General features: G+C 62.8%; 19 protein-coding genes, 1 tRNA gene and 1 other RNA gene. 6 read left to right on the plus strand and 15 right to left on the minus strand.

Annotated elements, in window-relative coordinates; translation table 11 throughout:
- Positions 1 to 20: 20 nt before the first annotated feature.
- Both ffs and tadA read right to left on the minus strand, forming a co-directional pair.
- Positions 21 to 116, minus strand: an RNA gene (ffs, locus tag AOBCEHNH_RS00120) — signal recognition particle sRNA small type.
- An 89-nt stretch (positions 117 to 205) separates the two neighbouring features.
- On the minus strand, positions 206 to 2104 hold the full coding sequence (gene tadA, locus AOBCEHNH_RS00125; RefSeq protein ID WP_152062705.1) for a tRNA adenosine(34) deaminase TadA: 1899 nt from the start codon (positions 2102 to 2104) through the stop codon (positions 206 to 208).
- A gap of 85 nt (positions 2105 to 2189) precedes the next feature.
- Here tadA and AOBCEHNH_RS00130 point away from each other — a divergent pair.
- Positions 2190 to 2279: transfer RNA gene (locus AOBCEHNH_RS00130), tRNA-Ser, on the plus strand.
- Between the two features lie 222 nt (positions 2280 to 2501).
- Here the strand turns inward: AOBCEHNH_RS00130 and AOBCEHNH_RS00135 are convergent.
- Positions 2502 to 3110 carry a TetR/AcrR family transcriptional regulator gene (locus AOBCEHNH_RS00135; RefSeq protein WP_152062706.1) on the minus strand — a complete coding sequence of 203 codons (609 nt, stop codon included), beginning with the start codon at positions 3108 to 3110 and terminating at the stop codon, positions 2502 to 2504.
- A gap of 264 nt (positions 3111 to 3374) precedes the next feature.
- On the opposite strand from AOBCEHNH_RS00135, the gene AOBCEHNH_RS00140 reads away from it, so the two are divergent.
- Both AOBCEHNH_RS00140 and AOBCEHNH_RS00145 read left to right on the plus strand, forming a co-directional pair.
- On the plus strand, positions 3375 to 3929 hold the full coding sequence (locus AOBCEHNH_RS00140) for a LemA family protein (protein ID WP_006723811.1): 555 nt from the start codon (positions 3375 to 3377) through the stop codon (positions 3927 to 3929).
- Positions 3930 to 4121: 192 nt separating this feature from the next.
- Entirely contained in the window at positions 4122 to 6215 is a 2094-nt protein-coding gene (locus tag AOBCEHNH_RS00145) for an acyltransferase family protein (protein ID WP_152062707.1), read from the plus strand.
- 30 nt (positions 6216 to 6245) lie between these two features.
- On the opposite strand, the gene AOBCEHNH_RS00150 is transcribed toward AOBCEHNH_RS00145, so the two are convergent.
- The 7 genes from AOBCEHNH_RS00150 to proC all read right to left on the minus strand — a co-directional run bounded on the left by AOBCEHNH_RS00150 (position 6246) and on the right by proC (position 15454).
- Positions 6246 to 7487, minus strand: a complete 1242-nt coding sequence (locus AOBCEHNH_RS00150; RefSeq protein WP_039910709.1) for an Nramp family divalent metal transporter — start codon at positions 7485 to 7487, stop codon at positions 6246 to 6248.
- A 15-nt stretch (positions 7488 to 7502) separates the two neighbouring features.
- A complete protein-coding gene (locus tag AOBCEHNH_RS00155; protein WP_152062708.1) occupies positions 7503 to 9383 on the minus strand; it encodes a magnesium transporter in 1881 nt (626 codons plus the stop codon).
- Positions 9384 to 9692: 309 nt separating this feature from the next.
- Positions 9693 to 11078: a polysaccharide deacetylase family protein gene (locus AOBCEHNH_RS00160; RefSeq protein ID WP_226803156.1), complete on the minus strand. Its 1386-nt coding sequence runs from the start codon at positions 11076 to 11078 to the stop codon at positions 9693 to 9695.
- Between the two features lie 45 nt (positions 11079 to 11123).
- Complete coding sequence (locus AOBCEHNH_RS00165; RefSeq protein WP_226803157.1) at positions 11124 to 11897, minus strand: PRC-barrel domain containing protein; 774 nt, start codon at positions 11895 to 11897, stop codon at positions 11124 to 11126.
- A 43-nt stretch (positions 11898 to 11940) separates the two neighbouring features.
- A complete protein-coding gene (locus tag AOBCEHNH_RS00170) occupies positions 11941 to 12321 on the minus strand; it encodes a YtxH domain-containing protein (RefSeq protein ID WP_006723817.1) in 381 nt (126 codons plus the stop codon).
- A 206-nt stretch (positions 12322 to 12527) separates the two neighbouring features.
- Positions 12528 to 14369: a carbon starvation CstA family protein gene (locus AOBCEHNH_RS00175; protein WP_152062710.1), complete on the minus strand. Its 1842-nt coding sequence runs from the start codon at positions 14367 to 14369 to the stop codon at positions 12528 to 12530.
- Positions 14370 to 14665: 296 nt separating this feature from the next.
- On the minus strand, positions 14666 to 15454 hold the full coding sequence (proC, locus tag AOBCEHNH_RS00180; protein ID WP_152062711.1) for a pyrroline-5-carboxylate reductase: 789 nt from the start codon (positions 15452 to 15454) through the stop codon (positions 14666 to 14668).
- A 141-nt stretch (positions 15455 to 15595) separates the two neighbouring features.
- Between proC and AOBCEHNH_RS00185 the strand changes: the two genes are divergently transcribed.
- Entirely contained in the window at positions 15596 to 16618 is a 1023-nt protein-coding gene (locus AOBCEHNH_RS00185; RefSeq protein WP_226803158.1) for an acyltransferase family protein, read from the plus strand.
- Positions 16619 to 16982: 364 nt separating this feature from the next.
- On the opposite strand, the gene AOBCEHNH_RS00190 is transcribed toward AOBCEHNH_RS00185, so the two are convergent.
- Positions 16983 to 17402: a hypothetical protein gene (locus AOBCEHNH_RS00190; protein ID WP_006723821.1), complete on the minus strand. Its 420-nt coding sequence runs from the start codon at positions 17400 to 17402 to the stop codon at positions 16983 to 16985.
- 75 nt (positions 17403 to 17477) lie between these two features.
- The gene (locus AOBCEHNH_RS00195) at positions 17478 to 18464 is read right to left on the minus strand and encodes an SPFH domain-containing protein (RefSeq protein WP_152062713.1); all 987 of its coding nucleotides are present in this window, start codon (positions 18462 to 18464) and stop codon (positions 17478 to 17480) included.
- A gap of 217 nt (positions 18465 to 18681) precedes the next feature.
- On the opposite strand from AOBCEHNH_RS00195, the gene AOBCEHNH_RS00200 reads away from it, so the two are divergent.
- Positions 18682 to 19728 carry a hypothetical protein gene (locus AOBCEHNH_RS00200; RefSeq protein ID WP_152062714.1) on the plus strand — a complete coding sequence of 349 codons (1047 nt, stop codon included), beginning with the start codon at positions 18682 to 18684 and terminating at the stop codon, positions 19726 to 19728.
- A gap of 87 nt (positions 19729 to 19815) precedes the next feature.
- Here AOBCEHNH_RS00200 and AOBCEHNH_RS00205 read toward each other — a convergent pair whose 3' ends face one another.
- Complete coding sequence (locus AOBCEHNH_RS00205) at positions 19816 to 20280, minus strand: helix-turn-helix domain-containing protein (RefSeq protein ID WP_152062715.1); 465 nt, start codon at positions 20278 to 20280, stop codon at positions 19816 to 19818.
- Positions 20281 to 20630: 350 nt separating this feature from the next.
- Complete coding sequence (locus AOBCEHNH_RS00210) at positions 20631 to 23372, minus strand: ribonucleoside-diphosphate reductase subunit alpha (protein WP_152062716.1); 2742 nt, start codon at positions 23370 to 23372, stop codon at positions 20631 to 20633.
- Positions 23373 to 23544: 172 nt separating this feature from the next.
- Between AOBCEHNH_RS00210 and AOBCEHNH_RS00215 the strand changes: the two genes are divergently transcribed.
- Positions 23545 to 24603 (plus strand): ribonucleotide-diphosphate reductase subunit beta, encoded by a 1059-nt coding sequence (locus AOBCEHNH_RS00215; protein WP_152062717.1) that lies wholly within the window; start codon positions 23545 to 23547, stop codon positions 24601 to 24603.
- A 9-nt stretch (positions 24604 to 24612) separates the two neighbouring features.
- Here AOBCEHNH_RS00215 and AOBCEHNH_RS00220 read toward each other — a convergent pair whose 3' ends face one another.
- Positions 24613 to 25653 (minus strand): hypothetical protein, encoded by a 1041-nt coding sequence (locus tag AOBCEHNH_RS00220; RefSeq protein ID WP_152062718.1) that lies wholly within the window; start codon positions 25651 to 25653, stop codon positions 24613 to 24615.
- Positions 25654 to 26094 lie beyond the last annotated feature (441 nt).

The following is a 26094-nucleotide window of genomic DNA, read 5'->3' on the forward strand; positions in this document are numbered from 1 at the left end:
GCACAGAAAAACGCCCCGTGTGCTCGATGGGAACGGGTGCCCGTCAGAGGCTCCTTATGGCTGCTTCCTTCCGGACCTGACCAGGTTCGGAACATATCGTCACCCGAACCCATCGAACGCGCGAGGCGTGCTTGACTATAGTAGCCGCTCGGGCGCGACTCGTCCAGCTCCAACACGGCGAGCCCACACCCCGAGTGCGGATACCTTACGTCATCGTCGCCAGGCGGTAGACGGTCTCACCCACCATCCGCAGGTTCCTGCGAGCACAATCGGGATCCAGGGCCTCATCGAGCGCCTGCGGAGCCGCCCCCACGGGAAGCACCGCATCGACACCCGCGGCATACACTGCCTCGAGCTCATCTTCGCGAGAGCCGCATACCGCAATCACAGGCACGTCGGGACGCAGATGCTTCGCACGGCGGGCCACTCCCACGGGGACCTTGCCCTGGGCGGTCTGCGCATCGACGGCGCCCTCGCCCGTAACCACCAGATCGGCAGCGCGAACAGCGTCGTCAAACCCGGCCATGCCGAGCACGGCCTCGATGCCGGGCATGAGCTCGGCACCAAGCGCGAGCAGTGCGGCCCCCAGGCCGCCCGCAGCGCCGGAGCCGGGGACGCCGAGTAGGGATTTGGGCCGAGCGCCGGGATGCCCCACCTGCTCGGCACTCCCGTCAAGCGCATCGCGCGCCGCCGTAAGGCGTGCCCCGTACGCAGCCATCCAACCGTCGCATGCCGCGAGCACCTTATCGCGCTCAGCCTCGGAAAGGCCGTCACCCAAGCCCTTCTGGGGGCCGAACATGCGCACGGCGCCGCGTGGGCCCACGAGCGGACTCTTCACATCCGACAGCGCGACAAGCCGCACACCGGCGAGCGCAGCCCGTGCGGGGGCCAAGTCGATTGCATCGATGTCGCGAACGCCATAAAGCCCGTGGACGACCTGCCCACCCGACGCATCGAGCACGCGCGCGCCCAGCGCTTGCAGCATCCCAACACCGCCGTCCACGGTGGCGCTGCCGCCGAGGCCGACATACACCGTCTCGGCCCCCCGCGATACCGCATCGGCAATCAGCTCTCCCACGCCGCGGGTCGTGGCGGCACGTGCCGCCTCATGACTCCGGGGGGACAGGCCGATTCCGGCAGCCTGGGCCATCTCTATCACGGCACTACGACCCTGGGCATCATCGAAAAACAGGTAGGATGCATCGACATGCCCGGCAACCGGCGCGGGCACAGACATGCTGCGCACCTCGCCGCCGAGCGGGCGCCGCAGGGCCTCGACGGTGCCCTCTCCCCCATCTGCCACGGGAATCTCCGCAACGCGCACGTCATCGCCCCCGCGGCGCATGCCCTCGGCAAGCCACATTTCGACCTGCGAGCTCGTAGCGCACCCCTTGAACGAATCGATGGCGAGCACCACATTGAGGGGGCCCCGCATCTCACCTTTGCGCGCCGGAGCCGTCGGGCGATGGGAGCGCATGGGCGGACGCCCAAAGGCCGCGGAAGCTTTCATCAGGACTGGCGCGGGCATTTTCCCGCAATCGCCGCCCAAAGCGCCCTCCAGGGCCTCCAGGCGCGAAACGTCATGCGGGCCCTCGGCCCCCTCCTCGCGACGCGCGCCCCGCAACCTGCGGAAGAACGAACGCAGTTCCGCAGCGCACTCGTCTTCCAGAATGCCCGAGGCAACCGGGAATGCATGGTTCAGGCGAGGGTCGGCACTCACGTCGTAGAGCGTTCCGAGCGCGCCGCCCTTGGGATCGGCCGCACCGTATACACACCGGTCGATGCGCGCGTTGACCATGAGGCCCGAGCACATGAGACAGGGCTCGAGCGTGACGTAGACGGTGCAACCACTCAGGCGCCATCTCCCAAGCGTGCGCGCCGCCTGCATCATGGCGAGGAACTCGGCGTGCGCCGAGGGGTCTTCGTCCAGCTCGCGCCTATTGTGGGCTCGGGCGATGATCGTGCCCTCGTGGACCACAACCGCGCCGATCGGCACCTCGCCGACCTCGGCGGCAGCACGCGCCTCGGCGAGCGCCTCGCGCATGAAGCGTTCGTCGTCTTCACGCGACACCGCTGGTCTCGGCATCTCATCGGCTGGCTTCATCCCGGCAACCCCGTACCTCTCGCACCGCGCGGGCAAACCCCGCGCACGTCACATCGCGTTCGATGCTATCATTACCCAACGCGCCGGAGAGATGGCAGAGCGGTTGAATGCGGCGGTCTTGAAAACCGTTGAGCACGCAAGTGTTCCGAGGGTTCGAATCCCTCTCTCTCCGCCAGGTTGATTGCAGAAGCGGGCCCGAACGGCCCGCTTTTTTGTTGCCCTCTCAGGGATTCGAACCCGCGAGGGTGCGGAGCTGAGGAAACGCGGAGCGTTTTCCGGCGAAGCCCGCAAGCGCCGCAGGCGCGCAGCGGATCGAGGGCGGCAAAGCCGCCCGGTGAATCCCTCTCTTGCGCCAGGTTGATTAAAAAAGCGAGCCCGGAAAGGCTCGCTTTTGTCATTACCGACTCAAGACGCGCAGGACCATGGTCTCCGCGGTGTTCACCAAATCGCCCTCGGTCTGTGGATCATGGCCGCGCATCCACCACTTGCCGAACAGACGCACGATGCCGCCAGCGGCGAACTCGGAAGCGGAGGCGAACGCGAGCGGATCCTCCCCGCGCGCCTTGGAGTGAGCATGGTAGCGCTCGCGCAGGATCTCGGCCACGCGGTCCTCAATCATGAGCAACATCATTCCGCTCATGGAGCTGTCCAGGATGTTGTCGACGAGCTGGGCGTGCTCGAGCAGGAAATCGACCAAAGCCCGCAGAATCGCAATGCCCTCCTCGACATTCACGACAAGGGGATCGTCTTCTGCCGATTCGCCCTTCGCCAGACGCAGCTCCTCTGCCCTGGCCTCGCCATACTTGACCAACTCGATGCGAAGGCTGTCCACAAAGAAGCTGAAGAACTCGGATTTATCGGCGAAGTGCTTGTAAAACGTCGTGCGGCGGATCATCGCCTCTTCGCACAGCATGGCAACGCTCACGTCCTCGTAGCGGTGCTTTTCGAGCAGCTTGGTAAATGCCGTCAGAAGCGAGCGATACGTTTTCTGAATGCGCAGGTCCATGTCCACCGTCTCCGTTGTTCATCCGTACGCTATCTATCCTCGTCTCGTCAGATAGATAGATAAGTGATATCTGTCACCTATCCTAGTACGCAATGTGAATATCGCAAGGGCCCTTCAACAATTTGCCCACCGCATATCAGGTTTGATGAACGAATGTTGCCAACCGCTGGCAGAGCACTCGAGGATGCACCTTGACGCGACGGGTATACTGGACCACGAACAACAAGCTCGGCGCCTGAGCGCCAACACGGAAATGGGGCACATATGGGACTCCCGTTCATCATCGGCGTCATCGTCGTCGTGGCCATCGTCATGGGCATCGCCGGCATCTACAACAACCTCGTCACCCTGCGCAACCGCGTCGACAACGCATGGCAGAACATCGATACGCAGCTGCAGCGTAGGAACGACCTCATCCCCAACCTCGTGGAAACCGTCAAGGGCTACGCCGCTCATGAGCAGGAAACGCTCGACGCCGTGACCCAGGCCCGCACTGCCGCGACCACCGCCGCCACTCCCGAGGAGAAGATGGCCGCGGACAACGCCCTCACCGGGGCGCTGCGCCAGCTGCTCATGGTTGCCGAAGCCTACCCCGATCTCAAGGCCAACGCCAACTTCACGCAGCTCCAGGCTTCGCTTGAGGACACCGAGAACAAGATCTCCTACGCCCGTCAGAGCTACAACGACTGCGTGCTCAACTACAACAACGGCATCCAGACGTTCCCCGGCAACATCTTCGCCGGCATCTTCCAGTTCAAGCAGCGCTCGGGCTTCGAGGCCGCAGAGGCGTCCCGCGAGGTGCCGCAGGTCAAGTTCTAACGACCTCCAGCAGACCGAACCAGCGCCCCGCGAGCCCTTTGGCCAGCGGGGCGTTTGCGTTTTGACCCGTCCGTCAAACGTGACCGCCACGCTTACAGAACAGTCACGGCGCATGCGATTCACGCACACGGATACGCGCTAGAATCGCGGTAGACCAGCAAACGAACTCATGAGAAAGACTCCACCTTGGTCATGTCATCCAAACACACCCATTCCCTCGAGGCATCCGCGCACGATGGCGCACAAGGGCCCCGTCACGCCGCTTCGGACAACGCCGAGGCGATTCACGACCCCGCCGGTCACGGCGCGAAAGCGCCCATCGAATCCGAACCCCGTCCCGGGCGCATGGCGTACATCCCGGCGCTCGACGGGATCCGCACGCTCGCCGTCGCCGCCGTCGTGCTCTACCATCTCAGCCCCAACCTGGCACCCGGCGGTATGCAGGGCGTCACAATCTTCTTCGTCCTCTCGGGCTACCTGATCACACGCCTGCTGCTCTCCGAATACGACGGCACGGGGCGCATCGACCTCAAGGGGTTCTGGCAGCGTCGCCTACGCCGACTCATCCCGGCGATCGTCACGGTCATTGTGGCGAGCGCGGCACTGTGCACGCTGTTCAACCACGTCATGCTTACCAAGATGCGACCCGACATCCTCCCCTCGGCGCTCTTCCTCAACAACTGGTGGCAGATCTTCAACCAGCAGTCCTACTTCAACGCCGTGGGCGACCCCTCGCCGCTCACCCATTTCTGGTCCCTGGCCATCGAGATGCAGTTCTACCTCGTTTGGCCCGTGGCCCTCATGTTCGCCCTACGCGCAGGCCAGCCGCATCGCCGCATCGGACGCGCCGCCCTCGCCCTCGCCGCGGTCTCCGCCATCGAGATGGCGGTCCTCTACAATCCCGGAGCCGATCCGAGCCGCATCTACTACGGAACGGACACGCGCGCGTTTTCCCTGCTTCTCGGCGCCTGGCTTGCGTTTGTCCCCAACGCACGGCTCACGCAGGCCGCACAGGGAGCATGGCGGGCCGCCGCGCACAAACTCAACCGCGAGGCGCCCAAGCATCTCGGCGCGGGCCCGCTCGACGCACTCGGAGCCCTCGGCCTTGTCGGCCTGCTGCTGCTCGTCGTCTTCAGCAACGGCTACACCGCCTTCCCCTACCGCGGCGGCATCCTGCTCGCATCGCTATTCACGCTGATGGTCGTCGCCGCGTGCGCGCAGGCGCATAGCCGCCTGGCCAAGCTGTTCTCGGCCAAGCCCCTCGTTTGGCTCGGGCAGCGCTCCTATAGCATCTACCTGTGGCACTATCCGCTGCTCCTGCTTATGAACCCGGCCAGCGACGTGAGCGCCAAGCCCTGGTGGGTCTACCTCTGCCAGGTCGCCGTCGTGGTTGGGGTCTCTGAGCTGTGCTACCGCTTTATCGAGACGCCGTTTCGCCATGGCGCCGAAGGCCGCATCCTCGCACAGCTGCGCAACAAGGAAACGAGGCCCACTTGGGTTCGCGCGAAGGCGATCCCGCTGGCGCTCGCCGGTATCACGGGCCTCGTGGCACTTGGCGGCATCGTGTTCGTCCCCGCCACCTCCGCGCTGAGCGAGGACGGCGCCGCCCTCCTGCAGGGCTCGAACGACGCCGGCAAGCCGAGCACCGATGCGCCTGCGCAAGACGGCGCGAGCGAACCTGGCAACGCGGTTCCCGAGGGCGCCTACGACATCACGATGGTCGGCGACTCCGTCTCGCTGCGCGCCGTTGAGACCTTCACGCAGACGTTCCCCCACGGCCACATCGACGCCGCCATGAACCGTCAGTTCACCGCTGGCATCGATGTGTATCGCAGTCTCGTCGACCAAGGACTCGCCGGGCGCATCGCCGTATTTGCCCTGGGTACGAACGGCCCCTTCTCCGCGCAGGATGTCGACACGCTCATGAAGCTGGCCGGCGACAAGCGCATCGTGGCGTTCGTGAACAATCGCGCCGCCCGCCCCTGGTGCGAGCCGAACAACCGCGTGCTCTCCGATGCGGCCGAGCGCTATGACAACGTGATTCTCATCGATTGGTTTGCCTACAGCGCCAACCGCAACGATCTGTTCGACGGCGACGGCATTCACCTCTCAAACGCCGGTGCGGCCGAATACGTTCAGCTCATCGACGATCAGGTCGCGCGCTACCTGCCCGTCCACCTGGAAGATGGTGACGACGAGCGTCTCATGGTTGCCCAGCGCACCCTGGACAGCCTGAAGACGGCATGCACCCTCGATCTGAAGCCGATTGAGATGCCATCGAAGTAGCCGTGCCCCGCGCGGCAGGCTCCCTCCGTGCTAGTATCCCAGCGCCTGAAGGACGAACATCACGACGGTGAGGACCGTGATGAGGACGATGGTCGCCCAGGTGAGCACGTTCCACAGACGGCTGTTCTTGAATCGTCCCATGATGTGCTTGTCACTGGCGATGAAAACGAGGAACACAAGCAGGATGGGCAGCAACACGCCGTTGATGACCTGGGCGCTCATCATGATTTGGAATAGGTCCACGCCGGGCATGATCACAAGCGCGGCAGACGCCACGATAATCACCGTGATGATGCCGCGGTACACCGGTGCCTCATTCCAGCTGCGGTCGGCGCCGCGCTCCCAACCGAACGCCTCGCAAACCGCGGAGGATGTCACGCCGGGAAGCACGCAGGCGGCAAGGAAGCTCGCCGCGACAAGACCCGCAGCGAACAGCACCGTGGCAAACTCGCCGGCGATGGGCTCCAGCGCGAGAGCGGCGTCGGCGGCGTCGGCGACCTCGATGCCGGCGGGATACAGCACCGCGCCGGTCGTGATGATGATGAACCATGCGATGGCGCAGGCGATGACGGAACCGGTGGTGGTGTCGATGCGCTGCAGGACGATATCGGACTCGTCAGCGTTCTTATCGACCACGTTGTTCTGCGCCAGGAAGATCATCCACGGCGCGATGGTGGTGCCGATCGTAGCGACGAGCAGCGAGACGTAACTCGGCTCGGGGATCAGATGCGGCGTCACCGTGGAAAGCGCCACCTCGCCCCAGTTGGGGCCAGCCAAAAACGCAGCGACCACATAAGTCACGAAGACGCAGCTCACGAGCAGCAGAATCTTCTCAATCCGGCGGAAACTGCCACTCATGGTGAGCAGCCAAATGAGCAGGCCCATAAGCGGCACCGACACCGTCTTGGGAATGCCGAACAACGCAAGGCCGCTCGCAATACCCGCGAACTCGGAGATGGTGACCGCGGTGTTGGCGATGAGGAGCGCCACCATGGCGAGCGCCGTCTTGCGCGCGCCGAACTTCTCGCGGATAAGTGAGGCGAAGCCCTTGCCCGTGACGCAGCCGCAACGAGCCGCCGTCTCCTGCACGACGATGAGCAGCAGCGCCATCACGGGAAGCATCCACAACGTGGCGTAACCGTAGCTCGCGCCCGCACTCGAATAGGTTGCGATACCGCCAGCGTCGTTGCCGGAAAGCGCGGCGAGCAGGCCGGGGCCCATGGCACCCAGCACGGCCGCGACAGTCAGTTTCTTCTTAGTTGCTTGTTCCATGCCCTCGATCACACCCTACAGAAGCGGCACCGCGCCGAGCACGGTGTAGGCGAGGGCGGAAAGCAGAACCGCTGCGAACGTGAGCGAAGTGCCAGAGATGTTCTGGTCCTTCTCGTCGCTGCGGAACAGAACGAAGAAATAAATGACGGCGCTGGCGTACGTCGCGACGATGACCGCCGCGGCACCCTTGAAGCAGTCGAGCAGCGCGCTCGCCGCCCAGGGGTTGGCCTCGGCGAACAGAGTCGTCGCTATGAGCTCACCGCACAAGAACACGACGGCGGCCAACACGATGCCGATGAACGTGGTCTTGAGGAAGAACCCAAGATAGGGCTTGGGCTCGTCGTCGCGCTCATCGTACTCGAGGTAGCTGTTCTTCACAAAAGACACCATGCGCATGGACGCCAGCAGGACCACTGGCATGATGGCGATGGGCATGAGGGCCATCATGCCCTGGCCCGTAACGATCTCGCGGGCGCCCGCCTCGCCCATGTGGCCCAGGCTCTCGAACGGCGTCACCACGATGGCCGCGATGGCGCAGGCGGCGATAGCCCACACCAGGACCCAGTACTGACGCTGGGCGAACCAGGAGAACGCGTGCGTAGACTCGCCCGCGTTGTTCTCGCTCACGGAGACACCGGCGATCTGCAGGTCCTCGGCGTGCTCCTCGGCAATAACGTCGAGGGCGTCGTCGACCGTGACGATGCCCAGGATATGACGGCTCTCATCGCAAACGGGAATCGCGACGAGGTCGTACTTGGTCATCTCGTCGGCCACGAGCTCCTGATCGAGGTCCGGGGCAACCCACACCACATCGCGATACGCCAAGTCCTTGAGGCGGTCGGTGTGCTCGGCCACCACGAGTGAGCGCATGGAGAGCACGCCCGTCAGCGCGCCCTCGACATCGGTGGTGTAGACGTAATAGATGCTCTCGAAGTCCTCGTCGAGACCGCGGAGGGCGTCGATGGCATCCTGGACCGTGGCCGTGGCGGGAAGCGCCACGAACTGGTTGGTCATGATACGGCCGGCGGTATCCTCCTCGTATCCGAGCAGGTTACGAATGGCCTTCTCCTCCTTGACGCCCATAAGGCGCAGGAGCTTCTCGGCCTTCTCGTAATCGAGCTCCTCGATGAGCGCCGCAGCGTCATCGGGGTCCATCGTGGCGAGCATCGTAGACGCCTCGCGGTCGGACAGGCCCTCGAGCATCTCGGTCATGAGCTCATCGTCGTCGAGCTCGGTAATGGCCTCGGCCGCCTGCTCGGTGTCGAGCTGGGCGAACACTTGCGTGCGCAAGCGCGGATCGAGCTGCTCGATGATGTCGGCGATGTCGGCAGGATGGAGCTCGGAGAGGGTCTTGTGCGAAACGGAGAGCTTGATCTGCTTGGTGGAACGTTCGAGCAGGTCCATATAGGACCAGGCGATGATGTCCTCGGCGAGCGGCTTGCCGAGCATCTGCGCCACCTTCACGCTCACGCGTTCGAACAGCGGGTGGATGGCGCGCAAAAGGCCTCGGGCGCCCACCTCGGCGCCGAGCAGGCGCAGCTGGTTGTCGCCGGTGGCCGACAGCTTGATGTCGTTCACTCGCACGACCTTCATGCCCTGCGTGTCGACGATCTGCTTGTTCATGATGTCGCGCGCGAGGAGAACCTCGTCGGGCTGGAGGTAGGAGAAGCGGATGTCGGTGGCGGGATACTTGAGGTACACGCCGTCCTCGTCAAAGCGCTCGACGTACTTGCGCCACGAGATCATGAAGGGCGTCTTGCCCGGGCCCTGGAAGGCCAGCGCGGTGACACGGGGAAAGACCTCGCCCGTGGCGATGCCCAAGTCGTTCACGACACCGATTTTCTCGCCAGCCGCATCCACGACCGGGAGTCTGAGCATTTCGGAAAAGTAGTTCATAGTGCTCCTTCAATATGCAGATGCACCCCGGCGGGCGCTCATCTGTCGCGCTGCGCGCGAAGGAGTCACTCGCAGGGGTCAGCGACTGTGTGGTCGGGGTTTAGGTTTCACCTCAGGCCTTTCTCGTGACCCTCAAACTGCAAAAAATATGCGGCCGGCCCGTGGGCACAGCCGCTTTTACTATACCATGCCGCCCGCTTGTGACGGCACGTCCATTATCAGCAGATGGTAAACGCACCTCGTAGGGCACACCTCGCCCATAGGCAGCGGGACCTCGAACAAACCGGGCTCGAGGAAGCTCCCAAACGATCACTCACCCTGCTCGGAGTCCTTCTGCACCACGGGCAGGCTCGCCTTCTTGGGCATCCTCACCTCTGAGAGGTCCACCAGGTCCTTGAGGTCGTCATCGGTGGCGATCATCTCGGACAGGGTAACGAACTCGTATCCTTCGGCCTGAAGACGGTCGATGATCTGCGGCAGCGCCTCCACGGTTTGTGCGCAGGTTGTCTCGTTGTCGGTGAGCAGGACGATACTGCCGTTGCGAACGGAGCCGACCACGGTATCGGCAACGGTCGCAGCACCCGGCAGCAGCCAGTCGCCCGAGTCGACGTTCCAGGAAACAACCGCGCTCACCATATCCATGGCATCGGCCCAGTTCTGCTCGGAGAACTCGCCGAACGGCGGGCGCACGAGCGAGACCTTTCCGCCGCCCGCCTTCTTCACGGCGGCAAAGCTGTCGGAAAGCTGCGAGCGCAGGTCGGAGGCAGAAAGCTCGCCCAGGTTGACGTCGGAATACGCATTGGTGCCAAGCTCATTGCCCGACTCGGCAATCGCCTTGACCGCAGCGGGAGCCGCGGCCACCTTATCGCCGGAGACGAAGAACGTCGCCTTGGCATCTTTCTCTTTGAGGATGTCCAATATCTCGGATGTACGCGAGCTGGGGCCCTCGTCGAACGTCAAAGCGATGTACTTCTTCCCCTTGGTGTCCGGCGTGATCGTGGTGCAGGTCACCTCGGCGTTCACCACATCCTCGACAACGCCCCTATCGGCCACGATGCCGGTCTTTTTTCCGGTCCAGACCTCGGAACGACCGGGCACGCCCCATGTCTGCACAAAACGCAGCGCACCCGTCCCGTCGATGGTGAGCGTGGGCTCGATGACGGTCGCCTCGACGTCATGCTTCTCGTAGATGTCCTTGCCGTCACCGACCTCGAGCTTCTCGCCGCCCGTAAGCTCGACCTCGTCCAGGTGATCGTTGTCGATGGCCTTGCCATTCAGCTCGACGGTGCAGGCGGTGCCGCCGCCTTTCTCAAGAACAGAGTCGTCGACGGCGAGCAAATTGCCCGGGCGCGGCTCGAGCTCCTTCTCGCGGATGACGCGCTCGATGGAGGAATTGATACGGACCTTTGCGGCCTCGCCGTTCAGCGTTATCTCGACGCTGCGATTTGCGTACCACACGATGCTCGCCACAAAGAGCAGAAAAGCACAGCCCACCACGATGATCGCGTAAGGGCGGCGGTCATTTCCACCATAGCCGTGGCCGGAGCGACGACGCCCGCCAAAGCCCTGTGTCCGACGCAAATACTGTGCGTCACGGCGACGCGGCGGTTTACGGGCGCCGGAGAGGCGCCCGTTCGTGTTCTTGCGATAGCGAGGCTTGTTCTTGGTGGAATAGGAGGTGGTGTAGTTAGGCAATGGTTCTCCCGTCCGTCGAATGTCATATACGCGCAACGGCGGCGGTTAGGACTTCTTCCCCGATCCCTTGGCGGGGGTCCCCGCGGCCTTTTTGTACTCGCTCACGAAGGCGCCGAACATGCCCTTCGTCTTTCCGAGCTGCTTGCCCAAGGCGCGACTGCCCTTATCGAGGGCCTTTGAGCCCTTCTCGTCGATGACGGCGGCGCCCTTCTTTGCCTGGACCTTGGCCTTGGCGGTCACCTCAGACGCCTTTGCGGCAACCTTTACGCTCGCCTCGGCTGCCTTGGCTGCGGCACCGCCCGAGAACTCGAGATTCGCCGCGGCGTCTTCGACGATCATCGCGCCGTCGCGGTAGCCCTTGAGCATGCTCGCGGGCATCTCCCTATGGCCGACGAGCGCGTTGGAGGCCCCACCCTCGGTGAGGATAAAAGCGTTGACCTTTCCGGTGCGGAGGTTGAAGTCGGCGTCGGCGCAGTAGCCCACGCGCCCCCCCGAAACGGTGCGCACATCCATTCCCGTCCAGATGAGACACGCGTCCAGATCAATGCCCAAGCGCTTGGCTGCCGCAGTGTCGAACGCGGCGCGATCCTCCTTGACGACGATCTCCTCGGCACCGGCGGCGATTGCGTCGTAGGCGACGAAGCGGTCGGGTTGCTTGATCATGCCCGCGATGTCGGGCATCTTGAGCATGAAGCCCACGACTTGCGTCCCATCCGGCGTGAACACCGGGCAGTGGAACTTGCCGATCTTCTTGGGATCGCGCGGCGTTCCGTCTTTTTTGAGTTTCTTGTCCTGCGCGGGAAGCCTGTACAGCTTCATTCCCGCGAAATCACCTGCCAGCATATGCGTGGCGAAGGGGCGCTTAGGCCTGGGCGGGGTCGAGCGGGGCCTCGGGAGCGACCGTCTCCACCACCACGTCGGCGGCAGGGGTCACGGTGCCGGAGGCGACGGCAACATTGAGCTGCTCACGCAGCTGGTCCATACGCTCACGGGCGAGGTCGACCTTGGCGCGCAGCTCGTCGGTCGCGGCGTCCATGGTGGGGCCGAAGTCGCCCATGGCGGAACGGGCCTGGTCAACGCCCTGCTCATACATATCGCGCGCGGAATCCCAGGCGTCGTTGGCCATATCGGCGGCCATGGCGCGGGTCTCGGAACCGGAGCGCGGGGCGAACATGACGCCCAGGACGGCACCCGCGGCAGCGCCCACGGCAACGCCAGCGACAAAACTCATACCCTTGCCCATGATTACTCCTTAGTAGGACCGTCGGTCCAAGTCGGGTCAATTCGATGTTGAACCATTATACCCAGCGGGCGCGGCGAGCGTATCGCGGCGGACACCCGCTTCACACCGCGGCAATGTCTCCAGCAAGACAAAACGGGTCGACCGCAACTGCGACCGACCCGTCATGATGCAAACTTCCGCGCGCGGGAAGCCCCCGTCAAGCGGTTTTACGCCTCAACGGCCACGCCCTCGGAAACCTCTCCCTTACCGGAGAACTTGCCGGTGCGGTAGTCGCGGGCGCCCATCTCGGACCACTCGGGTTCCTCGTCGGGCATGGAGCCGAACTCCTTGCCGCGCAGCTCCTTCAGGCAATTGCCGGTGACGATCAGGCCGAGCGCAACCAAGAGCACGGCGAACACGAGCTGCAGGCCAGAGGTGGCCATAACGGCCATGCCACCCGTCTGCAGCGCCGTCACGCAGCCGGCGATGCTCATGCCGAGCGAGGTGAAGGTGCACACGAGCAGGAACGCAACGGGCACGTAGAGCATCAGGCCCTTACGACCGGTGCACTTGCAGAACACGGCCAAGGTGATCATGGTCATGCCTCCGAGCAGCTGGTTGGAGGCGCCGAAGAGCGGCCAGATGTTGAGGTAACCGCCAAAGGTGAGGGCCAAGCCGGGCAGCAGGGTCACCACGGTGGCGAACCAGGGGTTTCCGAGGACCTTCATGGCGCCGGCCTTCTCGCTCTCAACGGCCAGAGCGTCGTTGCTCGCGGCGAAGAACTCGGAGAAGGAAGTGCGGCCGATGCGGGCAACCGCGTCGAGGGAGGTCAGGGCGAGGGCGGAAACGTTCATGGTCATGAACACCGTGGCCACGGTGCCGTCGATGCCGAACGCCTGCATACCGCGGGCGATGCCGGTGGCAAAGATCGCGAACGGGGTGGAGGCAACGCCGCCGTTGAGGGCACCCGTGCCGGCAGTGTTCATATCGGAGAACATGATGCCGGCGATGATGATGGCGAGGATGCCCACGAAGGACTCCACGACCATAGCGCCGTAACCGACCTTCACCGCATCGGCCTCGTTCTCGACCATCTTGGAGGACGTGCCCGAGGACACCAGGCTATGGAAGCCGGAAAGCGCACCGCAAGCGACGGAGACGAACAGGACCGGGAACATCATGCCGGAAGCGGAGGTAAAGCCCGTGAACACCGGGGCGGTGATGATGGCCTGGCCCTTGGCGCCGAGCACCACGATGCCGAGGACGGCGCACACGATCATGACGATCATCATGATGGAAGTCAGGTAGTCGCGCGGCTGCTTGAGGGTCTGGATAGGCATGGCACCGGCAAACACCAGGTACACCATGACGACTGCGATCCAGCCATTAAGGTCGAGGTAGACGGGGAACTGCATGCCAACAGCGAACATGGCGACCATGAGGACGACGCCCGTAGCGAACTGCTTGGCGCCCGTGAGGTTGAACTTGCGACAGGCCCAACCGAAGGCCATGGCGACGAAGGTGAACAGGATCGAGATTGTGCCCGCGCAGCCGGCGGCATAGGACTTGGCAAAATCGACCGCGCCCGCGGCATCAGGCGTGAACTTGAAGGTGCCGGCGACCATGGAGGTGAACGCCGCGATCACGATCAGGCAAAACAACCAGCAGAACAGCAGGAACAGACGACGCCCCGTGCGGCCGATGTACTTCTCGATGAGCTGGGCGAGGGACTTGCCGTTGTTCTTCATCGAGGCGTACAGCGCGCCGAAATCGTGCACCGCGCCAAAGAAGATGCCGCCCACGAGAACCCACAGTACGACCGGAAGCCAACCGAACGCCATGGCGACGATGGTGCCCGTGACGGGGCCCGCGCCGCAGATCGAGCTGAACTGGTGCGAGAAGACGGTGAAGGCGGACGCCGGCGAGAAGTTCTTGCCATCCTCCATGCGGCACGCCGGCGTGAGGGCCTCTCGGTCGACGCCCCATTTACTCGCGAGCCACCTTCCGTAACCCAGGTAACCTGCGGCCAAAACTGCCGCGGCAACCACCATCAATACGACTCCGTTCATAGTTCCTCCCCCTCTTGAGTGTCAAAGTCAGAAAAAAATGGGGGCCGTCGATACAATACGACGGCCCCCATCAGCTATCAGCCGCCCGTGAACGCACGGGCGACACATCTTGCCAACCCGTGCTAGCTAATAATGCTGAGAATGTTTAGGCAAAGATGACGCATGACTTTAAAACCCTTTGTGATTCCGACGTTCGCGCGGGATGCGCTCCCGTCTACTAAAGTGGACTGTTGCAGTATCGCGCTTTAGCGGAATGCAGTCAACAAGATTTCATCCGTGTTTCGTCTTGCAAAAATCTACCCCTCGATCGCGTCGATAGCGCGGATAAAAGCCGAGCGCATGCCCGCCGCCTCGAGCTCCGCCACGCCGCGGATCGTGGTGCCGCCGGGAGAGCAAACGGCATCTTTCATCGCACCGGGGTGCATGCCAGTCGCAAGCTGCAATTTGGCGGTTCCAACCATCATCTGGCTCACCATGGGGTAGGCCGTGGCACGCGGAATCCCGTGCTTGACCGCGGCATCCGCAAGGGCCTCGATAACCATGGCTATGAACGCCGGAGAGCAGCCTCCCACCGTTCCGGCGACGGAGAGCAGGCGCGTCTCGACCTCGACCGGCGTACCGAGCAGATCGAGCAGGGCGAAGACGAGGTCATGGTCGCCCTCGCTGAGCGTGGAGGCCTTCTCGCAGGCAATCACGCCCTCGTTGATGGCGACCGGGGTATTGGGCACCGTCGAGAGATGACGCGTCCCCGGAATGACGCGCTCATACGCCTCGCAGTCCCAACCAGCCGCGACCGAAAGCACCACCTTGTCTGCGAGGAGCTGCACCACCGGGCCCAGCACGCGCTCGATCATGTAGGGCTTAACCGCAACAACCACCACGTCGACGGCCTCGATCACTGCGGCCGCATCCTCGAACGCGTGCATACCGCGTTCCTCACAGCGACTCTTGAGCGCATCGAAACGGCCGGCGCAGGCGCACATGTTCTCCGCCAAAACCGCACCGCTGGCAATCCAGCCATCCGCCATGGCGCTCGCCATATTGCCAAATCCGATGAAACCGACCTTCACTGTATCCAGGTTCACAAAAGCCCCTCTCGCCCAAGGACGGACCGCATACGACGAGCCCGACCGCTTACGTCATATATGCAGATATCTTACGGCAACGATGCAGACGCTTCCGTCTTGTTAGCATGAGAGCTTCGTGCGCAACGAAAGGGGTTGGGCGTGGAAAAACGCGGGGGCGAAAGAATCGCCCTGTTCGACAACATCAAGGGTATCCTCATCATCCTGGTGGTCCTCGGCCACATAGCGCACCCCATCCACAACGAGAATCCCGTCCTCAGCGCAGTCTTCGACATCATCTACCTATTCCACATGCCGTTATTTGTGTTCATGTCCGGCCTGTTCGCAAAGGGCGCGTACCGTGGAGGCAAGCTCAACGTCGACCGCATTTTGAGTTTTCTCGTTCTCGGCTTTGGCTTCCAGATAGCGCTCGCGCTCGTCAACGGCGCAGCGCTCACGCCCGCGCGCATCCTCTCGTTCACGTCAGCGCCGTGGTATCTGGTCTCCATGGCATGTTGGTACACACTGACCCCGGCGCTCTCGCATCTGGGCCCCCAACGAGGCCTGGCACTCGCTCTCGCTGTGTCGGTGCTGTGGGGCATGGTCGATCTCTCGAGCGGCTTGCTCGCCATCAGCCGAACCATCGCGTTTTTGCCGTACTTCGCGCTCGGGTACTACCTAAAACCGCAGGACATCCTGCGCATTCGCAACTGGCGAGGAGCAGCGTGCGCAGTTGCGATCGCTCTCGTGATTGCCGCCATACGCGTGATCGACCCCGATGCGCACGAGTGGTTCTTTCCCATGGTCTATGGCGACAACCCCTATGAGCATGGCCTTCTTATGGGAGCGCTGCAAAAGCTCACCGCGCTCGGGATAGGCGCGCTGTTCTCCGTCACCCTGATCCGCCTGGCGCCCGAGCATCGAGGCGCGCTCACCACCCTCGGTCGCCGTACGCTTCAAGTCTACGTGCTGCATCGCCTAATCCGCGCATGGCTCACCTTCCACACGCCGCTCTACGACTTCCCATGGATGGCCGAGGCGGTGCCCGGCGCACTTGCGGTCGCCGCCGCAACAGCCGCGGTCACGCTCGTGTGCGCCGCGCCCGTCTTTGAGCGCCCGTTCGCACGGGCCCTCAAATTCCGCTGGACGAGGGCGTTCATGCGCCCGATGCGGGCAGGCCGATAGCGCGCGGGTCTGGTGCGCGCGGGCGGGCCTGGTACGGACCCGGCGCGGGCGGGCAGGTCGCGCGCGGACGCATTGAACGCGCGAGTCGGGTGCATGGGAAATAGGCAAAGACAGAATATGAACGATTAACCCCCTACTGTTCATTTTGGCGATATTGTTTCCGCAGGTAGATATGCGTACAAAAATGGAGCTTGTGAACGAATCGTTCACAAGCTCCATTTTCTGCCATCAAAATCGTTCATAAGCTCACGCACCCTGCGGGGGGCAGGCAGACGCCGCACCCCGCGGGGGCCGGCAGGAGCCGCACCCAAGCCGGAGGCGTCCAAGGATCGCACCCGAACGAACGGGATAACCCCAAGTGCGACTAGTGCCAGGTAGCGTGCTCCTTCTTGACCTTGCGCGCGAGCATCAGGACGGCGAGTGCCTCAACCGCGCCCACAACCAGCAGGATCGCGTTCGGCACGTCGATCTTCACAAAGCCCTGCCACGACCAGAACAGCACCGCCACGGCAGTGACCGCAAGGCAGCCGAGCGAGGTCGCGACCGCGGTGCCGCTACGCGACGGCACGTTCGACGCGCGCATGCCCATGAGGCCCATCACCACAAAGCACAGGCCCGACACGCCGGAAACGCCCATGTACAGGGACGCCGCGTCCGTACCCGAAATCGCGGTGCCGCCAAACAGACCCGCACCGGCAACAGCCAGGCCAAACGTCAGCATGGCAAGGCCCGTGATAGCGGACACCATGGCGATAATCTTCAACATCTTTCTCGAGCTGCTCATCGCTTCCCCTCTCCTCAGGAGAGGGGGCCGTTTCCCGCGGCCCCCTCGTTGCATTTCGGTTGCTATATACCCAGTTTACACGTCCAGGCGCGAGTTCACCGGCGGGACCGGGGGCGCCTGAGGCACGGGCGCGGCGTCGACCGCCTGGCTCGCAGCGAGCATCTGCTCGAACATGCCAGCGCTCTGCGTAAAATCGGTGGGCAGCACCACGGTGCTCGCACGACCGCTCTTGGCGAACTCGTTCATCATCTCCGTCCACTGGGTGAACATGAACAGCTGGTTGGCCTCGGCATTGCCCACGCCCGTCTCCTGGATGGTCTCGAGCGAATCCTTGATGCCGATGGCGATGGCCTTGCGCTGGTTGGCAATGCCCTCACCGGCCTTCTCCATGGCCTCGGCCTCAGCGCGCGCCTCGGTGACGCGGCGGATGCGATCGGCCTCGGCGAGGTCCTGCGCGGCAGCCTTGGTGCGCTGCGCGGCGTTGATCTGGTTCATGGAGTCCTCGACCTCGGCGGGCAGCGCGATCTTGGTGATCAACGTGCTCACCAAGGTGAAACCGTAGGCATCCATCTGCTCGGACACGGTGGCGTTCACGTCCTTGGCGATGTCGTCCTTCTTGGCAAAGACCTCGTCGAGGGTGTAGACGGGAATCGAAGAGCGCAGGGCGTCGGTGATGAAGTCGCGCATCTGCGCCACGGGCTGCTGGAGCATGTAGTAGCTCTTGTACACGCCGGACTCGGAAGGCCGCGTGCCCATCTCGTAGCTCACGTGATACTGGGCCGAGACCTCCAGGCCGATGGTCACGTTGTCCTGCGTCTTCACGTCGATATCGAAGCCGTTCTTCATGGTGCGCAGGCTCACCGTTGCGGCCTTGCGGTCGATGAAGGGGATCTTGACGTGAAAGCCGGCGCCCACGATGCGATGGAACTTTCCCAGACGTTCGATGATCACCGCATGCTGCTGCTTGACCACGAAGAACAGGTTGCCCGTGACCAGGCCAACGATCACGAAGATAATCGCCAAGCCAAAGAGGCCGCCCACAAGATCGAAGAGGAAGAACATGTTCGGTCCTTAGAACGTGGTTTTCGTTGGATGCATCATACCCACTTGCCGTTCAACCCGCCGCGAGATACCGCCTGTTTCCCGCAAACGGTCGGTGGCCGCGAAGCGGCGAGAACGCAAGATATACTGTGCCGATACACCCACGCGCACGAGGCCCGCAAACTCCATCGCCCAAGACGCGAGGAGCCCCGGCACCGCGAAGAATAAGGGAGGCACCATGGCACGACGCAAAGAGCACGACGCCCAGGTCGATCCGTTCACCGCCGGTGAACCGACCCTCCCATGGGACGAACCGGGCGTTTTCGACGGGCTGTTCGACGGCATCGAACCGGAGACCTGTATCCTTGACGGGAGCCCCTACGACGGCCCCACCAAGACGCGCGACGATTACGAGGCCCCCTCCGCAGACGACACCGCCGATGACTCCCGGCGCGAACAATCCCCCAGCCCCTCCGAAGCGCGCGAGCGAAAGCGGCAGATGCAGGCGGAGCGCATCGCCGCGCGACGGGCCGCCAAAGCCGCACCCAAAGACAAGCGGGGACCTTCACCGCTGGGCAAGACTGTGCGGGCGATCGCCATCTTCGTCGTCTTGGCGAACGTGCTGCCCGCCTTGTTCTACAGCATAGGCGGCCTCTTCTCGGACCTTACATCCGAGACGAATTCCCCCGAACTCATCGAGCCGGAAGTACCCTCGTACGACGGTCACGACCCGAGCCCCGGAATCGACATGGACTCCCTGGATGACGACGAACGCACCTGCGTGCAGATTTGCGAGGCCTACCTGCAGGCCATCGCCAGCGAGCAGAGCCCCGAACGCACGGCGGTCATCGATGGCCTTAATCAGAGCATGATGGAAACCACCGGCTACACCTGCGAGGAACTTGGCATCGATGCGAACGCCTATGCGGATTGGGCGCTCTCCAATTTCAGCTACCGGATCGACTCCTGCTACGCACACACCGACGAGGGCACCGCGAGCTTATACCTCTACACCTGGGGACCCGACCTCCTCGACATGCGCGCCACGCTGCGGCAGAGCGTCTACAGCTATATGAGCGAGCTGGACACTGACGAGGCGGGGGCCAAGCGACCCCTCGCCGAGAACGAGCAGGCGCACATACGCGGGCTGCTTGCCGAGGCAATCGAGAACGCCGAAATGGACTCCGAATCCTTCCTCGGGTTCCAGCTGGCCTTTGAAGACGGCACCTGGGTCCTCGACCTCGAACAGGCGCAATACCAACTTGGCATCCCCTTGGGGTACTAGAACCGGCGCACACGAAAAAGGGCAAGCACCCAAAAGGATGCCCGCCCTTGAAATCTGACGCATCCGGACCGCCTCCGGGCCCTCGACCTACTCCTCGGCCTGACCGCCCTGAGCCCGTTCGCGCTCGGCGCGCTCAGCCTCGGAACGCTCGCGCTCCAGCTGCTCGCGCACATGACGCGGCTTGACGCCGCGCGGCTTGTTGACCAGGGCTTCCTCACCATGGGCACGGTACTGACGACACCAGGTCTTAACCGACGACTCGCTGGGGATGCCGTGCTTGATCATCACTTCACGCACGCTCATGCCGTTCTCCAAACGGTCCTTGACCGCAGAAAGCTTGAGCTCGAACGGATACACGCGATGCGTGGCCCCCGCATTCATCACCGCGACCTTGCCGCCGGCCGCATAGGAGCGTGCCCACTGACGTGCCGTGGCGTCGGGGATACCGAGCTTCGATGCAAGGGCACGATGCCCCGCACCGGTTGCAAGAACCTTTACTGCCTGTCGGCGTACCTTGGCGTCATACGCGCGCCCTGTTTTCTGCTCGGCCACGAATCTCACCTCTCGACGTGCTCACAACCTCGGCACAGCTCTTAACCACAGCCCTGCTCGGCAATCTCGCACAGTATAGCCGTTAGAACAAAAATCCTACCTGTAAAACAGGTATATCGAAAACCGCACATAGTTAGTATGGGCGTCATTTTTTAGACGCATGTTACCCATTTCCGATTGACGCGCATACGGATACTTGACAAACACACACTTGATATCTACCCCGGTACGGGCTGGGCCGTGCACGCTGCCGACCGCTCCATATAAACCCCCTATCGATACGCGTAACCCCCGCGGGGCCGGACATGGGCCCGCGGGGGTCGAGCGCGCTCATGCGGTACATGGAGGCTTTATGCCGAACAGGACTCGCACTCCTCCACTTCCAGGGATTTGCTGCGCACGTAATAAATTGTCTTCACGCCGCGATGCCATGCCTCGAGATAGAGCCTGAGCACCTGACGCAACGTGTAGTCATTCGTGATGTAGAGGTTCATCGACTGCGCTTGGTCGATATGGCGCTGACGCACGCCCGCGGCGCGCACGCTCCATGTCTGCTCGATATAGTGCGCCGGCTTGTAGTACCAATACGTACGCGGCGAAAGCTCCGGCGCCACGCGCGGCAACATCGAACCTTTCTTCTCCTCCAAGAAGAACTTGCGCATGATCGGGTCGATGCCCGGCGTGGTTCCCGAGAGAATCGAAGTCGAGCTCGTGGGCGCAATCGCCAGAAGATAGGCGTTGCGCACGCCATTGCGCGCCACCGCCTCGGCCAACTCGCCCCAACGCTCGGAACCCATCGCACCCTCACGCACCTCGGCAACCTCACCGGACAAGGAGCAATACCCGCGCTTGGCAAAATATGCACCCGTCTGCCAATCGCTGCCCTCAAACAGCCCGTAGGCCCCACGCTCCTCCGCCAGGCGCTCGCTAGCGCGAATCGCATGGTAGTTGATGCGTTCAAACACCTCGTCGGCAAAAGCCAGGTGATCTTCGCTCTCCCACGAGATCCCGCGACGGGCAAGCATGTGGTGGTAGCCCGAAACGCCCAGACCGATCGAGCGATAGCGATGGTTGGTGATGCGCGCATAGGGCAGCGCGTAGAAATTCAGGTCGATAACATTGTCCAGCGCGCGGACCGCGGTCTCGATCACGTGGCCCATGACCTCGTCGTCCTCGACGGGAAGACGTCCAAGCGAGAGGCTCGCAAGATTGCACACCACAAAATCGCCTGGGCGCGTGGTGGTCACCACGACTGTATCGCCGTCCTCGGTCACAACCTCGCGCGTCACCTCCTCGATCGCGCTTGTATTCTGCGCGATCTCGGTGCAGAGGTTCGAGCAGTAGATCACGCCCTCATGCCCATTGGGGTTCGCACGGTTCACGGTGTCGCGCATAAAAGCGAACGGGGTGCCGGTCTCCACGGCACTCTTGAGAATGAGGCGCACCAGGTCCTTGATGAGAATGCGGCGCTTGGAGATGCGGGGGTCGGCCACGCAATCGCGGTAGCGGCGCTCCCACTCATCGCCATAGAAATCTTCGAGCGCATACCCTTTGACCTGCAGGATGTCGTGCGGGCACATGAGATGCCAATCCTGGTCGAGGCTCTCCTCGGCCATGCGCCAAAACAGGTCCGGATAGCACACGGCCGGAAAGACGTCGTGCGCCTTCATGCGGTCGTCACCGTTGTTGGTACGCAAGTTGAGAAACTCGGGCAAGTCGCGGTGCCAGGCATCCAAATACACCGCCACAGCGCCCTGGCGCATACCCAGCTGATCGACCGCCACGGCGGTGTCGTTGATCACGCGGATCCAGCGAATCACGCCGCCCGCAACGCCCTCGAAGCCGCGGATGGACCCGCCGGTCGCGCGAACCTTGCCCAGGTACATACCCATGCCGCCGCCGTATTTGCTCACCTGGGCAAAATTGTCGATACTGCGGTAAATACCCACGAGGCTGTCCGGCACCGTGTCGATAAAACAGCTCGAGAGCTGATGATCGGGCTTGCGGGCATTGCTCAGCGTGGGCGTGGCCATGGTCACTTCAAGCTTGCTGAGCATATCGTAGAACCGCTTGACCCACGCAAGACGCTGCGTCGGCTCCTCATTCATGGCGAGGTGCAACGCGATGCCGAGGAACATCTCCTGCGGACTCTCCAGGGGCGTATGGTCGTGCGCGCGGATTACGTAACGGCTGATAAGCAAGTCGAGGCCGGAGTATGCGAACAGCTCATCGCGCTCGGACACCATAAAGGCCGCCGCCTCCTCAAGCTCCGAGACGGAATAGGAGGCGAGGATATAATCGCCGTACAGACCGCGCTCGGTGAGGTAGCGCACCAGCTCCCCGAACGATGCGATGCCCAGCTCGCGACGCGTGGCGGCAAGATGGCGCATAAACGAAAGGTCCAGAAGGCGCGCGGCGATCATCTCCCAACGTGGGGCTTCCTGACTGGTGAGTTCAACGGCCGCGCGAATGAGCGCGCCGAGGCGCGCATCGGCATCCTGGCCGGCGCCCGTGAGGGCGCGGAATCGAGCAGAGAGCATGGCCAGGTCATAGGCTGGATCGTCAAAGTCGCGCTGGATGCGGGCGAGGGTGCGGTCGAGGTCCTCGACGAGGTAGTCCTTCGGCGCGATAGCGGCGTCGTCATCTGCGGCGGACGGGACGCCGGCTGCCACGAGGCCCTCTTCACATGCGATTCCCCCGCCCAAGCCCGCAACGGCACGCGCGAGCTCGACACGAACCGCGCGCTTTTCGGCCCGCTCATGGCGGTAGAGGATGTAGCTTTTCGCTACCTCGAAATGGCCGCGTTCCATGAGCGCGCGCTCAACCAGGTCTTGAACCCCCTCAACGCAATCGACGCCATCACGATCCATGGCCTGTTCAATGCTGGCGAGAAGTGCCTCCAGCTCGTCGGCAGACACCGCCGGCGCAGACGCCCCATGCCCCGCAATCAGGCCACGGGCAGCGGCCTGCTCGTCAGCCACGTCTTCGAAAGCGCGCCTCATCGCCTCGACGATCTTCGCCCCATCGAAGCGCTCGCTGCGGCCGTCCCGCTTCTTTATGAATCCCACATCCGGGGTGCCGGTCTCCGTCATTGCCTCTCCCTGCTATCTGTGTGCGCAAACGCAATATCTGGTGTTTCTCTCGGCTTCGATACCGATATGTTGATGGTTAGCATAGCCTAACTGTTTCTTGTTTTGTATCGTATACTAAAAGCCCAAAGACACGTCTGCAGACCAATCCATCCCGTCCTGAAAGGGCGATACCATGACCCTCACCGACAACCAAACTCTCGTCAAAAAGCCTCTCTTCAACCCCAACGGCGACCTCGACGTGCGCGACCGCCGCATGATCGGCGGCAACACTACGAACCTCAACGACTTCAACAACATGAAGTACCCCTGGGTGTCCAGCTGGTACCGCCAGGCCATGAACAACTTCTGGATTCCCGAGGAAATCAATCTCACCCAAGACGTCAAGGACTACCCGCGCCTGAGCGAAGCCGAGCGCGTCGCGTACGACAAGATCCTCTCCTTCCTGGTATTCCTCGACTCGCTGCAGTCGGCCAACCTGCCCAACATCGCCGAGTACATCACCGCCAACGAGGTGAACCTCTGCCTGTCCATCCAGGCGTTTCAGGAAAGCGTGCACTCACAGAGCTACTCCTACATGCTCGACACCATCTGCGACCCGGCCAAGCGCAACGAGATCCTCTACCAGTGGAAGACCGACGAGCATCTGCTTGCGCGCAACACGTTCATCGGCGATTTGTACAACGAATTCCAAGAGCGCCGCGATGCCCGCACGTTCCTGCGCGTCCTCATGGCGAACTACATCCTCGAGGGCGTGTACTTCTACTCCGGCTTCATGTTCTTCTACAACCTCGCGCGCATGGGCAAGATGCCCGGCAGCGCGCAAGAGATCCGCTACATCAACCGTGACGAGAACACGCACCTGTGGCTGTTCCGCAGCATCATCCTGGAGCTGCAGAAAGAAGAGCCGCAGCTATTTTCCAACGAGAACACAACGATGCTGCGCGAGATGCTCGAGGAGGGCGTGCGCCAGGAAATCGCCTGGGGCAGGTACGTGCTGGGAGATGCGATTCCCGGCCTCACGGGCGACATGGTCGAAGGCTATATCAAGTACCTGGGCAATCTTCGTTGGAGCTCGTTGGGATTCGGCCAGCTCTGCGAGGGGTATCGCACTGAACCCGCGGACATGGCATGGGTAAGCCAGTACTCGAACGCCAACATGGTGAAGACCGACTTCTTCGAAGCCAAGAGCACCGCCTACGCCAAAAGCGCCGCCCTGGTGGACGACCTGTAAGAGCTGAGCTCAAGCCATCTCCTCAAGCGCGCCAGCCTCATCGTCCGCGACTCCGCTTTCGGCCAAATACCTCCTGAGCATGAACCGCCGCAGCTCCTCCTGCCGCTTCAAGAAGTCCGAGTCCACGCGTACCTGCCGATGCCCCGACCTGCGCTCAATAGCCCTCATCAGTCTTCCAAAGGCCTCCCCATCAAAAAATGACTGACGAGTGATCGTCATCATTCGATACCCCATCGCCTCCAGAGCGTTCGCCCTCTCGACATCAACTGCGATTTGACCCTCTTCCTCATGCAGAATTCCGTTGTATTCTAAATCGACCTTCGCTTGCGGAAGATACGCGTCGCATTCGAAGTGCGAACGCCTTGTCAGCAGGCGCGCCTCCCCCGCCACCTCGATGCGATAAGCCATCTCAAGACTCTCAATCCCCTCACCTCCAAACCTCCTGGGAAACAGGAGCATCAGAAAAAACGCTGTCTCCATCGGGGAACGCGCCCCATCACGCACAAATCTGAGCGTCCGCCGCAGGTTGTTCACACCCCGCTGACCCACGGCATCCGCGCAAAGCCGACGCACATCGTCGACGCAGACGAGCGGCTCACGCGAAACCATGGCGTCACCATTCGGCGGCACCGCGTAGCGCCCACACGCCTCCATCAGGCATTCGGCGAGCTCACGCCTGGGAATCGATCCTGCCAACTGCTGCAAGCACAACAACGGCGAAACGACAAAGATTCCCTTATCGAGTCGGAGCAACCCGCCGGGCGGTATCGGATGCGACCAAACATGCGCTGAGACGCCATGACCGGACCTTCGATCACATGCACGAAGAACCGAGACGTCCATCCTGTCCAGATGCTCGTACGGGATACCGCGCGCGACGAGAAGCCTTCGCGCCCGCTCAACCAGGTACATATCGACCGGCCCCGGTGCCAATGTCTGGAACTCAGCAGGCAGCGAGCCACGTACATCACGCGGGTTCAAGGGCGTCTGATGTAGCGCCCAAGCAGTTCTATGTGACAACACGAGGCTCATGTCTGCATCTTCGATCACGAGCCTCGTATCGTTGGAGACAATTTTGGAAAGTGCCGCGTGACCTGCGCTTGCAGCCGTTCTCAATCTGTCCAGCGTGAGCAGACGAAGACCAGATTCAGGCCAGTTCCAGGCAAGGCCTGCGGAAAACCGCCATGCCCAAACCCTCCGCCCGCGCGGTGAACAAAAGACAGCCCACCCTCCCTGCAAGTCTTGTCGATTCAGAGGCCATACACGACGACCCCGCAGAAGGCAGGCAACGTGGAGTTGGAGGGTGCACGTGGCTGGAGGTTGCACGTGGCTGGAGGTTGTGAACGATGGACGGCATGCGGACGGAGGTTATGCGCGGCGACCCCATGGATGATAGGCCGCGTGCGGTTGGAGGCCATACGCGGCGGGCCCGTGGATGATGGGCGTGCAAGGCTGGAGGCCGTGCGCGGTGGGCCCGTGAATGACGGGCGT

Source organism: Collinsella intestinalis (assembly GCF_902501455.1).
Taxonomy (GTDB): domain Bacteria; phylum Actinomycetota; class Coriobacteriia; order Coriobacteriales; family Coriobacteriaceae; genus Collinsella; species Collinsella intestinalis.

Excerpts from the sequence above, each read along its gene's own strand:
- AOBCEHNH_RS00170 (WP_006723817.1), bottom strand. The coding sequence starts at position 12,321 with ATGGGCAAGGGTATGAGTTTTGTCGCTGGCGTTGCCGTGGGCGCTGCC.
- AOBCEHNH_RS00165 (WP_226803157.1), bottom strand. The coding sequence starts at position 11,897 with ATGAAGCTGTACAGGCTTCCCGCGCAGGACAAGAAACTCAAAAAAGAC.
- AOBCEHNH_RS00135 (WP_152062706.1), bottom strand. The coding sequence starts at position 3,110 with ATGGACCTGCGCATTCAGAAAACGTATCGCTCGCTTCTGACGGCATTT.
- AOBCEHNH_RS00200 (WP_152062714.1), top strand. The coding sequence starts at position 18,682 with ATGGCACGACGCAAAGAGCACGACGCCCAGGTCGATCCGTTCACCGCC.
- AOBCEHNH_RS00210 (WP_152062716.1), bottom strand. The coding sequence starts at position 23,372 with ATGACGGAGACCGGCACCCCGGATGTGGGATTCATAAAGAAGCGGGAC.
- AOBCEHNH_RS00215 (WP_152062717.1), top strand. The coding sequence starts at position 23,545 with ATGACCCTCACCGACAACCAAACTCTCGTCAAAAAGCCTCTCTTCAAC.
- AOBCEHNH_RS00155 (WP_152062708.1), bottom strand. The coding sequence starts at position 9,383 with ATGAACTACTTTTCCGAAATGCTCAGACTCCCGGTCGTGGATGCGGCT.
- AOBCEHNH_RS00140 (WP_006723811.1), top strand. The coding sequence starts at position 3,375 with ATGGGACTCCCGTTCATCATCGGCGTCATCGTCGTCGTGGCCATCGTC.
- AOBCEHNH_RS00145 (WP_152062707.1), top strand. The coding sequence starts at position 4,122 with ATGTCATCCAAACACACCCATTCCCTCGAGGCATCCGCGCACGATGGC.
- AOBCEHNH_RS00175 (WP_152062710.1), bottom strand. The coding sequence starts at position 14,369 with ATGAACGGAGTCGTATTGATGGTGGTTGCCGCGGCAGTTTTGGCCGCA.
- AOBCEHNH_RS00190 (WP_006723821.1), bottom strand. The coding sequence starts at position 17,402 with ATGAGCAGCTCGAGAAAGATGTTGAAGATTATCGCCATGGTGTCCGCT.
- AOBCEHNH_RS00195 (WP_152062713.1), bottom strand. The coding sequence starts at position 18,464 with ATGTTCTTCCTCTTCGATCTTGTGGGCGGCCTCTTTGGCTTGGCGATT.
- AOBCEHNH_RS00150 (WP_039910709.1), bottom strand. The coding sequence starts at position 7,487 with ATGGAACAAGCAACTAAGAAGAAACTGACTGTCGCGGCCGTGCTGGGT.
- tadA (WP_152062705.1), bottom strand. The coding sequence starts at position 2,104 with ATGAAGCCAGCCGATGAGATGCCGAGACCAGCGGTGTCGCGTGAAGAC.